This window comes from Paenibacillus sp. FSL R10-2778 (assembly GCF_038593035.1).
Classification (GTDB): domain Bacteria; phylum Bacillota; class Bacilli; order Paenibacillales; family Paenibacillaceae; genus Paenibacillus_AQ; species Paenibacillus_AQ odorifer.
Window position 1 is genome coordinate 2,999,410 of the sequence record NZ_CP151956.1, and the last position, 12,445, is coordinate 3,011,854.

18 protein-coding genes are annotated in these 12,445 nt (G+C 40.9%); 14 read left to right on the forward strand and 4 right to left on the reverse strand.

Annotation, left to right across the window (positions count from 1 at the left end; genetic code table 11):
• Positions 1-10 precede the first annotated feature (10 nt).
• From NST40_RS13220 to NST40_RS13245, 6 genes are all read left to right on the forward strand, one after another.
• Positions 11-619 carry a pentapeptide repeat-containing protein gene (locus NST40_RS13220; protein WP_076126101.1) on the forward strand — a complete coding sequence of 203 codons (609 nt, stop codon included), beginning with the start codon at positions 11-13 and terminating at the stop codon, positions 617-619.
• A 990-nt stretch (positions 620-1,609) separates the two neighbouring features.
• Positions 1,610-2,419 carry a glycoside hydrolase family 73 protein gene (locus NST40_RS13225; RefSeq protein ID WP_076280758.1) on the forward strand — a complete coding sequence of 270 codons (810 nt, stop codon included), beginning with the start codon at positions 1,610-1,612 and terminating at the stop codon, positions 2,417-2,419.
• Between the two features lie 20 nt (positions 2,420-2,439).
• On the forward strand, positions 2,440-2,724 hold the full coding sequence (locus NST40_RS13230) for a holin (protein ID WP_076101776.1): 285 nt from the start codon (positions 2,440-2,442) through the stop codon (positions 2,722-2,724).
• A gap of 112 nt (positions 2,725-2,836) precedes the next feature.
• Positions 2,837-3,259 carry a hypothetical protein gene (locus NST40_RS13235; RefSeq protein WP_076183705.1) on the forward strand — a complete coding sequence of 141 codons (423 nt, stop codon included), beginning with the start codon at positions 2,837-2,839 and terminating at the stop codon, positions 3,257-3,259.
• A 123-nt stretch (positions 3,260-3,382) separates the two neighbouring features.
• On the forward strand, positions 3,383-3,487 hold the full coding sequence (locus NST40_RS13240) for a sporulation protein YjcZ (RefSeq protein ID WP_111503812.1): 105 nt from the start codon (positions 3,383-3,385) through the stop codon (positions 3,485-3,487).
• Positions 3,488-3,716: 229 nt separating this feature from the next.
• Positions 3,717-4,673, forward strand: coding sequence for an alpha/beta hydrolase (locus NST40_RS13245; protein ID WP_248548158.1), 957 nt, complete (start codon positions 3,717-3,719; stop codon positions 4,671-4,673).
• Positions 4,674-4,923: 250 nt separating this feature from the next.
• Here the strand turns inward: NST40_RS13245 and NST40_RS13250 are convergent, their stop codons facing one another.
• Positions 4,924-6,129 carry a site-specific integrase gene (locus NST40_RS13250; protein WP_342410772.1) on the reverse strand — a complete coding sequence of 402 codons (1,206 nt, stop codon included), beginning with the start codon at positions 6,127-6,129 and terminating at the stop codon, positions 4,924-4,926.
• 216 nt (positions 6,130-6,345) lie between these two features.
• On the opposite strand from NST40_RS13250, the gene NST40_RS13255 reads away from it, so the two are divergent.
• Positions 6,346-7,194, forward strand: a complete 849-nt coding sequence (locus tag NST40_RS13255) for a hypothetical protein (protein ID WP_342410773.1) — start codon at positions 6,346-6,348, stop codon at positions 7,192-7,194.
• A 775-nt stretch (positions 7,195-7,969) separates the two neighbouring features.
• Here the strand turns inward: NST40_RS13255 and NST40_RS13260 are convergent.
• The 3 genes from NST40_RS13260 to NST40_RS13270 form a co-directional block, all read right to left on the reverse strand.
• Positions 7,970-8,140, reverse strand: coding sequence for a hypothetical protein (locus NST40_RS13260; protein WP_342410774.1), 171 nt, complete (start codon positions 8,138-8,140; stop codon positions 7,970-7,972).
• A 146-nt stretch (positions 8,141-8,286) separates the two neighbouring features.
• Entirely contained in the window at positions 8,287-8,469 is a 183-nt protein-coding gene (locus NST40_RS13265) for a hypothetical protein (RefSeq protein ID WP_342410775.1), read from the reverse strand.
• A gap of 299 nt (positions 8,470-8,768) precedes the next feature.
• Positions 8,769-9,413: a helix-turn-helix transcriptional regulator gene (locus tag NST40_RS13270; protein ID WP_342410776.1), complete on the reverse strand. Its 645-nt coding sequence runs from the start codon at positions 9,411-9,413 to the stop codon at positions 8,769-8,771.
• A gap of 78 nt (positions 9,414-9,491) precedes the next feature.
• On the opposite strand from NST40_RS13270, the gene NST40_RS13275 reads away from it, so the two are divergent.
• The 7 genes from NST40_RS13275 (at position 9,492) to NST40_RS13305 (ending at position 12,376) form a co-directional block, all read left to right on the forward strand.
• The gene (locus NST40_RS13275) at positions 9,492-9,701 is read left to right on the forward strand and encodes a helix-turn-helix transcriptional regulator (RefSeq protein ID WP_342410777.1); all 210 of its coding nucleotides are present in this window, start codon (positions 9,492-9,494) and stop codon (positions 9,699-9,701) included.
• Positions 9,702-10,027: 326 nt separating this feature from the next.
• Positions 10,028-10,321: a hypothetical protein gene (locus NST40_RS13280; RefSeq protein WP_342410778.1), complete on the forward strand. Its 294-nt coding sequence runs from the start codon at positions 10,028-10,030 to the stop codon at positions 10,319-10,321.
• Between the two features lie 32 nt (positions 10,322-10,353).
• Positions 10,354-10,704, forward strand: a complete 351-nt coding sequence (locus NST40_RS13285; protein WP_342410779.1) for a helix-turn-helix domain-containing protein — start codon at positions 10,354-10,356, stop codon at positions 10,702-10,704.
• A gap of 13 nt (positions 10,705-10,717) precedes the next feature.
• Positions 10,718-11,071, forward strand: coding sequence for a hypothetical protein (locus tag NST40_RS13290; protein WP_342410780.1), 354 nt, complete (start codon positions 10,718-10,720; stop codon positions 11,069-11,071).
• A complete protein-coding gene (locus NST40_RS13295; RefSeq protein WP_342410781.1) occupies positions 11,068-11,391 on the forward strand; it encodes a hypothetical protein in 324 nt (107 codons plus the stop codon). Before NST40_RS13290 ends, NST40_RS13295 begins: the two co-directional genes overlap by 4 nt.
• Positions 11,388-11,738, forward strand: a complete 351-nt coding sequence (locus NST40_RS13300) for a hypothetical protein (RefSeq protein ID WP_342410782.1) — start codon at positions 11,388-11,390, stop codon at positions 11,736-11,738. Before NST40_RS13295 ends, NST40_RS13300 begins: the two co-directional genes overlap by 4 nt.
• 158 nt (positions 11,739-11,896) lie before the next feature.
• On the forward strand, positions 11,897-12,376 hold the full coding sequence (locus NST40_RS13305) for a hypothetical protein (RefSeq protein WP_342410783.1): 480 nt from the start codon (positions 11,897-11,899) through the stop codon (positions 12,374-12,376).
• The last annotated feature ends 69 nt before the right edge of the window (positions 12,377-12,445 follow it).

Genomic DNA, 12,445 nt, shown 5'->3' on the forward strand with positions numbered 1-12,445 from the left:
TGAGATTTATATGTACCAATACCTTAATGAAACGTTCCGTAATCACAATTTTGATCAAGGAAGCTTGCAGGATGGTGAGTTAAATAACTGCACATTCGAGCAATGCTCCTTCAAAGGCACTTCTATGGAAGAGATGAACTCTATTGGCTGCCGATTTATTGATTGTGATTTTACTGGAGCCATGCTTAATGCGTCTCACCATAAAGGTTCAGCGTTTACCAATTGTAAATTTACGGGAGCGAACTTGTTTGTATCTAAATTTGAAGATTGCAAGATGGTAGGGTCGGATTTCTCAAATGCATATTTGGACGGGATCTCCCTACTCGGAGGGGACTGGTCGTACACGAACCTAAGACATACTAATCTAAGCAGACAGGATCTGCGAGGGATTCGATTTACAGAAGCGGATTTAATGGGCTGTAATTTGCAAAAAAGTGACTTACGCGGAGCGGATTTGAGCCGTGTACAATTGTCTCAATGTAAGCTTAAGGGAGCGGATATGCGGGAAGCGATTGTTGAAGGAATTGATTTAAAGAGTCTGGATCTGCAGGGAGTGCGGATGGATATTGAACAGGCGGTACTCTTGGCACGTTCATTTGGGGCAAAAGTAGGGAATTAGTAAACTGACGGCATCAGATGCTAGCGTGGATCATAAAGACCTCCGCTAGCAAATCAATGCTTGAAGCGGAGGGGGTGGCAGCGCAGATTATTATGAGTACTCTAACTGCTAAACCTATTTATTATTGCATATGTAATAGTATGCGTTAACGTAACCGTTTTCTGGGTTTTGCCCACCATTTAATCCATAAGAATCCATCATCATCACGAAAAAACTTTATACCTACCCAGCGCAAGGGTGTCCATACTTCTTTAAAATAATATGAAGGCATAGTCTGTTAGACCCTCCTATATAGTAAATTATTACTATATATTACGCTAATTCTACGGGATTCACAAGCTAGATTTACTAATAATTACATATTGTCCGGGTGAAAGGAGTTGAGGATGCATTATGCAGGACTTAAGGCACCGCTTGAGCTACGGAGAAGTGCACCCCTCCATTTTACATAGACGCTCCACGTCATAGTGGATAGGAGTGGTCGATGTCATGAAAGACAACGGAGTAGTAGTTCTCTAATAATAGGAGAACTACTACTCCTTTTTTTGGGATTGTTAATTGCTGCTTTTACACCACCGAGTCATATTCAGTCTACTGAAGCTTAAGGACCCGGATGACGTTATTAGCATGTTTTTAACCTTTTGAGCATGGATTCGGACCCCAGAGACATTATTCCATATGAAGAGCTTGATATTGAGTGCTTTTGGTGCTAATTACGTCTATGGGGTCCGTTAACATTCCAAATGTGAGCTAAAGCCGCGTACTAAGGTCGGCTGAGTCCGATAGCGGATTCGTAAGCGAATGAGATGTAATTAGGAAGTTAGATGTTCAGATCATTGAGGCTACTCCAGCAGTCATTTCATGGGTAATGGGATGGCTTTTTTTGTTGCCGAGTTGGATTCGAATCTAGTAAAAACACAATGTTAGAAGGGGATAAGCACAGTCATTTTATGATGCCTCGCATTTAATAAATGGAGAGGATGTGATGAGATGACAGAAGGCGAGTTTATAGCGAAGATTGCGAATTTTGCTGTAAAGGACATGCAGCTCACTAAGGTTCCTGCTTCGTTAACCATTGCTCAAGCGGCTCTGGAGTCAGGCTGGGGCAGCAGTGGATTGACTGTGAAAGCGAATAATTTGTTTGGGATCAAAGGAAGTGGACCTGCTGGCAGCATTACTGTACAAACTACTGAATATATTAACGGTAAAGCTGTTAAAGTTAATGCCCCTTTTCGAGCCTATAACAATTGGGGAGAATCTATCGCGGATCACTCCGACTTGATTGTGAATGGAGTCTCATGGAATCGCAACCTTTACAGCAAGGTTCTCGGTGCAAGTGGCAAGGTGGCTGCACAAGAGATTGCCGCAGCTGGTTACGCTACTGATCCGAACTATGCAGCTAAGCTGATTCAAATTATGAATACCTATAATCTGTATCAATATGACGACAAATCCATGGGAGGAGATGATGAGATGTCAGCAGAGGATAAGCAAAAGCTTGTTAGTCTAGAATCGGAAGTAAAGGAACTGCGTGCTCTTATAGCAGCTCTTACAGATAGCAGGGATACGCTGAAAACAGGTGTGCAAGAACAGGGGCAGTCGATTAATAAGCTTACGGATCGGGTAACATTCATTGAAAATCGGGCAGTCATGAATGTCCCTGCATGGGCTGAGGCGGCTGTGAAAGCAGCGACTGCGGCAGGACTTCTCGATACTCCATCGGGTGGCAGTTACGATTTCTATCGCATATTAACGGTGCTGAACCGTGCAGGTTTACTTGTAACAGGAAGTAAAAAATGAAATAAGGAGGATTAAAAAACATGTATAACGATGCTCTCAACAGTGTGCTTGCCTTTGCTTCAGTCCTAGCTGTTTTTGTAATGGCACTTGTACAACTTGTGAAGAATAGCATTGAACTTCCGCGGAACATTGTGCCAGTAGTGGGGTTGGCTATTGGCTTGCTGGTTGGAGCAGTTGCCTATCCGTTCACTGATATGAATCTGATTCTGCGACTCTGGGCGGGGGGGCTTGCGGGGCTATCAGCGACCGGTTTGTTTGAACTGGCTTTTAATAAAAGGGATGGGACGAAAAAAGATGATAAATAGATCTTGCCTATGAGTTTTATAAAACAATCGTTTTACACTGGTAATGTGGCTATGCATTCAGTCGAGAACACTAATATATTATGGTATGCCAATTTATAAAGGGGGTGCAACGATGGGAACTTACCTTGATGCAAGAACATCTCAAAATGCCAGCCTAGCCAACTCTATAGCGATTCCTATTACGGTACTTAACACGCCGCAGCTTTTTGGACAGATTGGGTTGTTAACGGCTGGAGTGACTACCAATCCACGTGTTCTCCTTAAAGGAACGATATCAGTGACACTTCCGCTAGCGTTAGTGGGTATCACAATTACGATTGTAAGAGGAACCTTGGCTACTGATCCAAAAGTGTATTCTGCTACTTCAACTTTTGGTCTTAGTATATTGGCTCCACAAGTAATAACTTTTTCGGCAGATGACTTCTTACCCGCGATCACACCTCAGCTCACTTATACAGCATTTGTTTCTTCTAATCTTCTCGGTACAGTACGTGTGGGCCCAGAAAGCTTTGATGGTATTTTAGTTTCTGATTAATTGTAGAGCCTTTAACCTCGCTGGTAGCCCAGTAGAGGTCTTTTTTTTTAACTGAACGCCCAATCTTCTAAGGGGATCATTACATATCTTATGATGTATTCTAAATACGGAGGAGGTCTTCTCATGGGTGCTGAATATGGTCATGTTGGTGGTGCTTTTACTTCTACAGGCGCAATCTTAGTTTTGTTCATCTTATTAGTAATTATTACAAGCGCATGCATATTCTAATTTACTAAAATAGCAGAGCTCCATGTTGGCATTTTGCCGACTTGGGGCTTTTTTTTTGTAGGTATTTTGTCCATTAAGGCTATATAAAATATTAAGTTAAAAGAATACTAATCACGTAGTGAATAACATGAGTTTACAATACTATGATTTTGAATATTCAAATATACATGTTATCTTAATCTGATAACATAGATTAATACTGTTAAATTTTATTTAGGAGAGAGCTAGTTTGAAGAAAAAAATGATGATCGGAATTTCTTCTGTTATTGTACTTTTAATCATTGTTGTAACTGTGGGAAGCTTTTATTTCTATCATGTTGCTATTGCACGTGCTTCAAAGGACTTCTTGAATGAAAGCCCTGACCTGCAGTCCAGTCCAGAGGTAGAACAATCTAAAGATACCTCGAAGGCAGACCAAGAGTGGTGGGATACCCAGAGCTTTGATAGATGGGAGATGAATTCTGATGACGGAATAGAGCTTAAAGCATACTATTTAGCTGCTCCTGAACATTCCAATAAGACAGTGATTATTGCTCATGGGTATGCTGGAAATGCAACTCAAATGAGCGGGTATGCCAGAATGTATTATGAGAGACTTGGATATAATATTTTGCTGCCGGATGCCAGAGGACATGGAGAAAGTAAGGGTGACTATATCGGATTTGGATGGCCAGAACGTAAGGATTACTTGAAGTGGATACAGAACGTTCTGAAAGCAAACGGTGAGGATACACAGATTATACTGCACGGTGTTTCCATGGGGGGAGCTACCGTAATGATGACAAGCGGTGAAGATTTACCAGCTAATGTTAAAGCAATTGTGGAAGATTGCGGTTATACCTCAGTGAAGGACGAGCTTACCTTTCAATTAAAAAGAATGTACCATCTCCCCGCCTTTCCAATTGTAGATACGACCAGTATGCTAACAAAGATTCGGGCAGGTTACTCCTTTGGTGAAGCCTCAGCCTTAGAACAGGTGAAGAAATCTAAAACGCCAACCCTGTTTATTCATGGCGATAATGATACTTTTGTTCCTACGGAAATGGTTCATACGGTATATGAGAATAGTCCGGTCGAGAAGGAGCTTTACATCGTTCCTAATGCGGGTCACGGAGAAGCTTTCCGCATGGATCCGGTTAAGTATGAGAGCGTAGTTTCTGAGTTTATCGGAAGATTTGTGAAATAGTTGTTGCTGAAAAGGCTGCCGAAAGGTAGTCTTTTCGTGCTTATAATACCGTTAAACATAAATTCGGGGCCCTATCTCTAGGGCCCCTTTCATGGGAGAGGAGACTTTTGGGTGATTTTCGCTCATTACTAAACACTGAATCCCTTGGTGTAATAGGCTTTTGATAAATATACGGAAGGAACATGCGTGCTACTTTTTGCCCTTTTTGGTGAATTTGGTGCCCACTTGGTGCCCATTTTCGTTCCCAGTATCAAGCCTTTCTTTTCGTTGGTTTAACCATATCATCAAATACGTCCGCAGCAGCCTTGTCCACCGACTCAAAAATATGTCCGTATATCTCAAGCATTTTTGTATTAGTATGCCCAGCACGTTTGGCAATTGCGCTCGAATGTACTTTCTTGTAAATCATCCAGGAGATTGAGGTATGACGCAGGTCATGCAGACGTATTGCTTTTAGGCCATGGTTACGATGAAATGCTATCCAACGCTTGGTGAGGCGTTCCGGATCTGAGGGAAATCCATTAGTCCTGCAAAACAAAAATTCCCAGTCATTTGCAACCCACTTATCACCTAACTGCAGCTTCATCTTCGCCCATTCCAATCTGTAGACCTTTAATTCATCTACAACAGAAGGGGGGATTGAGATCACACGTTTTGAATTTTTATTCTTTGGTCCCTTAATAACCGGTGCTCCGTCCTTATACATGGTTATGGTTTGCTTTATGTTAATTGTTCCATTCAAAAGGTCTATGTTCTTCCAATCCAAACCTGCTATTTCAGAACGTCTCATTCCAGTAGTTACGGCCAAGACTATCTGAACTCTAATATGACTGGGCTCATCCTCTAAGGCGTCGAAAAGCATCTGGATTTCCTTTTCGTCATATACCTCCATTTCTTGAACATCATCCTCTGGTGGTTTCTTAATTCCGATCATGGGGTTTTCTTTCAACACACGCCACTCAACTGCCTTCGCGAAGATACTACGAAGCACACGGTAATTATATACGATGGTAGCAGAACCAAGTAGCTTGCCATCCTTGTTGATAGTGGCCTCCGGTGTCCGGAGATAGTCCAGGTAATCTGTAATGTGCATTGTCTTGATCTTGTCCATGTGCATGGTGCCAAAGTAAGGGAGGATGCGGCGCTCAGTATGGAATCTGTAACTGATCTTAGTTTTCTCTTCAAGTTCTACCTCCACAAACTTCTGAAGCCATTTCTCGATGAATGCTTGGAAGGTCAACTTCTCGGGTCTTATATAATGACCGGCATCTACTTCCATCTGAAATTTTACCATCTCAGATTCTAGATAGTTTTGTAGCCTACGTGGAGCTCGCAACAGAGCAGGATCCTCAACCTTGATAGTTTTCCGTTCTTGGACCCGTTTACCCTGTGCATCGTAGCCGAGCTCAGCGACTAATCTCCAACGGTTCTCTCCGCGCTTCTGTATACTTGCCATTCTTATCAGCTCCTTCTTTATTATTCTCTTAAAGGCTTCTCAGAGCCTGTTACAGCGTCTGTTTCGTACAGGTAGTGTATTTATGCCTCCTAGCATGGTTAGGGCGTAATTCCTGACTATATCGTCACGTGTTACGACTCAAAATGCTTGTTAAAGCTTCTCATTAGCAGGTTTTCCCTTACTCAGTATCGAACTGATTATATTGGGGGGATGAGAATGTCAAAATTAGATGCGTTTGTGATTGAGAATGCTAGGCTTGATAAACAAATATATACAGTCAACGAGTATATAACATTATCTAACCTTGCAGATAAGAGTGTTTTGGTTACTATTACAAAACCCGTGGATACTATGAATGAAGTGTCATATGAGTCAAGTGGAGTTGTATTTTATAATGCATTAAGATTAGGTTTACCAAAACTAAATTTGAAAGTAACTTGGCCATCGAGCGAGTATGAAAAAACTCTTTATAACATATTTAGAAACAGGAATACATTTTTATTTAAGTTTTCTTCTGCAACTAATGATGATGTTGAAAAGGATACATCTGAGGTGTTAATCACAGAGGAAGAATTAACTAGTATATTAAATTTCCATCTGCTTTATATTGAACACAGTAAAAATCAAATTGCTAGTCGTGAAGCTTCAGAATGGAAAGAAACTAGATGGAATTACGCGCTTGATCAATATATAAGTGCTTGCTCAAGTACAACAATTGAACAAAGCAATCAACTTCTTATTACAGGTCTAGAGGCATTACTGGTAACAGGTGAAGGTAACCTTCAATATAAGGTTTCGCTCAATGCGGCCCTCATGTTAGCTGATTCCTACGAGCAAAGAACTGATATTATGGACCTAGTCAAAAAGATGTACAACTTACGCAGCAAAGCTACTCATGGTGAAATTGCAGCGCTCGTTAAGCTTCTAAACAAACCAAGCGTCTATGACGATTACTTCGAGTTGAAGAGAATCTTCTCCCAGTTGCTGCTCCTTACATATGGTAAAAGTGAAAAAGAGATATTTAATAGATTGGACGTTGTGCTATTAAGTGGCCCTTCATTCTGAGCACCCTAACAGGTGCTTTTTCTATGCCTACAACTATGAATACTCATACACCATATACATACATCATGAATGCTCTTGGGGGAGAGTTGTCCACCACTAAGCATATACATCCTTGGTGGAGAGTTCTCCACCACCGTGGGGTATGATTCTCCACCATTAGTGGGGGAGAGTTCTCCCCCTAAGATAACTAAAAGAAACATTAAAGAAAGTAATATATATAGATATATAAGAGACACATATTCTCATGGATATACAACCTTATAAAAACATGTATAAAGGCTGCTCATTAAAGAGTGGTCTTTTTGTATGGAATAAAGCTATGAGAGAGCGTTCATTTCAAAAACATACATCGGCAATGTTTGAGGTATCAGATTTGAACCCCCAAGATACTTAATAGTCGCAAATCCGAGGTATCAGATCTAGTACCCCCGAGGTATCAGATCTGACCCCCCAAGTAGAGGTTTCGAGGTATCAGATCCGACCCCCATTAAAAGAAATAAAGATCTTAAAGAAAATCTTTAAAGAAAATATAGCGTTAGTGAAAATGAGAAACGGACAAATATGAAAGGTGAGTGGTTTTCCTATTTTAAAGTTAATTAATCGGCTCAATATTGAGCGTATCGCTTTAACTCCTTCTACTTGCTTCCACACATCTGATTGCTCAAAACTGAGCGGTGAGAACGATGAACCCAAAATTGAACTCATTTCTTATGTTTTATACCCCTTGTGGGTATGGACCTGTCCAGCGCTTTCATAATATTACTCTTGGCAGGATCTAACCGTCTTGAATATCATGATTGTTGTTATGTTTTGATCCAATAGACTTAACAACGATATTCAGACCATATTCCCGCTTGGCAAAAGCTGCTATTTCTCGCTCAAGCCAGGGTTCGATTGGTAAAGATCCGTTAGTTCTTGTGATTTTGAATTTCTTTTCTTTCTTCATCGGATGAGCTCCTTTGTCTAATTATCGACATTTGACAGGCGTTTATAGCTAAGAGGGTGTATTTGCCTATGTATGGGTGGAAAGTATCTGTGTAGAGCATGTAGGGCGTCTGGTGAAGTGTGAATGCGTGAAGGGTTATATCAGGATTATTGCAATGGACAATTTTTAATTTCATCAGTTGAGGTGCGCTTTACGATTTCTTTAACCTTAATCGTAATATTCAGACCGTACTCACGCTTTGCCAGTGCTTCAATGCCCCGTTCCATCCATTCATTAAGTGGCTTTGTTCCGTTGATCTCTCGTATTTTGAAATGCTTCTCTTTCCCCATAAGATTCAGCCCCTTATCTTGTAACCTTCTTCTTTAATACCTTCTTCTTTAATACCTTTTTCTTTCTTTGGTTGTTCTGCTGGTTGCTCTGCTGGTTGATTGGAGAAATCCTGCTGGTTGCTATCGCCCTCAAACCCTTGTGGGGCAAGGGGTTCTGCTGGTTGCTCTGGATAATCCTGTTGGTTGCTCTGCTGGTTGCTCTGCTGGTTGATTGAAGGGAATTTTATTCATTCTTCAAATAATCAGTTTCCGTACTTTTATTAAAGCTAGTGAAAAGATCATAAATCTGTCGAAAATGATCAACTCTCTTCACGTTTGTGAATCAAATACTCAATGAATTTCATTACTTCCTTCCTTTCATCATCAGTTAGCTGAATATTTTTATAAGTACCTCCGAGAGGGTCAGTTATTGCAGGGTATAGATCTCCTCTTTCGTAACGCCTTGTTTTGGGCCGAAGTCTCATTACATCATCAACTAGTTCAACTAGTCGCCTTACATTCTCTTCAGCTCCTTTACTAAGTAATTCATGTTCTAAGTTTCTTAACGATTCTCTAGAAAATTCAAAAGAATCCCCTAACAAATCGATATACTTCTCTTTTAATTGGTCTAAGAAGCTCAAATCGTTGAAGCCTCTGATTTGATCAATAATTATATCTGTAAAATCTTCAACATATTTTTTAGATTCAATAGCCTTTAGTTTGTCTTCTTGAGTAATAATTCCTGCCATTTCAGCAAGTTCAAGGTAGGGGTAATTATACGCTTTAGATAACTTCCTTAGTGTATCTGGCGTAGGTAATATTTCATTTCCGGAGCGCGGATCAACCCCCTTTTCAATATTCCTCAAATATGTGTAACTCACCCCAGAAACCTCTTGGATGTCTCGCAGACTTCGCTTTCCTCGCAGTTCTCTTAAAAAATCTCCAATAACAGTAATAGGATCCACTCTCCAAAAAAATAATGTTTTACATGGTTGACAATAATAATATCATGACGTATCATAACTATCAAGGAGGTGTTATACATGGTTAACAACAGTCTACGAGAGGTTAGAAAGGAAGTCGGTATGTCAATCTCTGAACTAGCTCGTCGTGCAAAAACCAGTCGCCAAACAATCACAAATATTGAATTGTACGGTCAAGTCCCTAACGGACTTCTTATGATTTCAATATGTGAAGTATTAAAAAGAGAACCTAAAGAAATTTTTTTTGCGGAAATTGTTCACCATGGTTAACAAAAAGGGTTTTTATAGTCCCTACACCACACGAATACAAGCACTTTGAACCAACATCATAATGATTTAGGTTCAAAACGGCTTTCCCCGCATTACTCGAGTATACGCAAAAAGGCAACTTAGAAAAAATCGAAGTCGCCAGTAAACAGCTTCCCCCGTACCTCCCGAACATAAGCACACCTCAAGGAGACTCCCAGCCGCTAAATGTGCTTAGAGCGTTAAGAAATAATTAATTAATCAACAATACAGTGAAATAGTCGGGTAACAAGTTTGAAGCAATTATTTACAACGTTCGCTAGGCAAATTAGAGCAAGGAGGATGAAACAATGCACTATTTACCAGAGGAAAAAGAAACTACTTGTGTTTACGACTACATTGATGGAACTTGGACTATTTACACTTGTGTTCCAACGCATATGACCAAGCTTCGTAGAATCTCGGAGCCTATCTGGGAAGAGAAAGACGGTGACCGTGTGACAGCCGCTAAATGGTTGCTCAAAGGTAATCAAGTCAGATTTACACAAGAGGTCGTGTCAAAAATGACCGACGAGCAAAAGCAAGCCGCTTCATTGCGATTGAAGGAATACAACCAAAAACGCGACGAGATCGTCACGAATTAGCACTCATATTTGATTATTAGGAGGAATCATTCATGCGTAATCAAAGAGCAAGACGGAACACACCAACTGTTATCATTCAACAGGCAGCTCCAGCATACTCAACACCAGAGCTCGTAGATCGTAAACCAGAGTTTGACCCGCAACAATTCATGCAGCAGCTCGGTCAGATGGTAATACAGCAACAGACCCAGCAGCCCCGACCGGAAACGATGGATGTTAAGGAGGTAGCTGAGTATTTAAGGATATCGGCTTGGAGCGTGTACGACATGTGCAGAACCAAAAGCCTACCATTTTTCAAAATCCGTAGTCGCATTTTCTTTCGGCGGCATGAGCTAGAAAAATGGATCAGCGAGAACACGAACCAGTGTGGCATGGATAGGTAGGGAGGCGAACCAAATGATTGATAGAGCTACAGAGATGAAGGTTGTGGCGCTACTCGAACAAATCAATTTTTCAATGGTGATCGATCGAAAACATCCATTAACAGAACAAATAATAGAGGTCGTGAAGAAAATGGAACCGGTAGATCAAGAAATATTAATGCGGAAGTATCTTCATATTGATTCAGACAGTACAAGCCATACTCAGATTTATAACGATATGGGGTTAACTGAAGCGGTATATAGAAACTCTCGCTTACGGGGACTTACCAATCTCACGAAGGAGATGGATTTCCCGTTTACGATAACGATGAGGAAGCGAAAACCCTACCCAAAAAACATTAAAATTATTGGAGGTGAGTCTCTTTGAAAAACGAGATATTCCTTTCAGAGCAAGATGAAGACACAGTAATTAAATTTTTATACGAAGCTGGTCTGTATATGACAATCGGCATGGATCTTAATGGACTAGCTGAGCTTAAACAGGCAATGAAGAAACTGGAACCTACCGGAGCACACATAATTTTATGCAAGTACTTATCCCGTGAATCGGAGTACACTCGTCACCAAGCTATTTATAAAGAGTTACAAATGAGCCCAGGCACATACAAGAAGCATCGTCTTCGTGCCTTAACCAAGCTGGCTGCGGAGATGGGAATGACTGCAGTAGAAAAGGAGAATGAAGAGTGAAGAAGATATTTGTTCTCAGCTTTGGGGCTAAAGGGGCAACAGGTCAAGAGCGAGGTTTATTGATTGATGATCAATTTGCAATCACAGCTGATGGTGATGCTGTGTATTTGACAGAAGTTGTTTCCACTGAATGGCCAGATGTATTTCGTGCAAAGGAGCGTTTCAATTTTATTCAGGTGGCAAAGGGTGGGAAATCCAGTTCCTATCTGAATCATGTTGTAGCGAGGCTGAATACCTTATCAGCTTATCAGCTGCTCACAGAGCACTATGTCAATATTGGCGATGGACAGTTTGATGTGATGCGACAGATGACGAAGCAGCAGAAAGGTGCAAACCATGACACTTGAGATCTTGGCACGCCTCTGGTTCAAAAACCCACTACAACATAGCGTTATCGTTCGTAACCTCAGGAGAAGTAATAGAAGGTAGATATTAGCCGCAGAGTATTAATTTATGCAGTCGGGACAGGCAAAAATAAACTCAAAAACAAAGGGGATAGATAACAATGAAACAACGCAAAAGTATGATTGAAATGCAATGGCAAATCACTGAGGGTGGAAAGGTAGTTCCTTTTGAGGAATACCTGAGAGGAAGTGTTATGGACGGTATTTCCGGTCACGTATTTTATGATGATTTGCTAGCAACCTTAGAGGCTGGTACTGATCCTGATACGCAATGGACAGACGTTGTTGATTACATTGCGCCTATCGCTGGTTACATTCTGAGCGAAGCTTTAGAGACAGATCGGGAGCTGTATAACGAATTAGTGATTTCGCTTAAAGATGCTCTTGTAAAGCTTAGAGCTACGTCACAGGAAAATAAAACGACTAATGACAAGGTGATCGAACTGGATCAACAGGAAGAGGCTTTTCAAGATGATCTAGATAACCTTTTCCAATTGCTTGCTGGGGGATCATACGTAATTAAGAGTTTTGATAACTCAGTTAAAGGTCAATATTCTATCACTGTCAGTGAGTCGAACTAATATTGTGGGGGGCCTAAATCCCTCTTTAAAGGGATATGAAGGGGGGGATCGTAGTTACTGCTAGCCTGA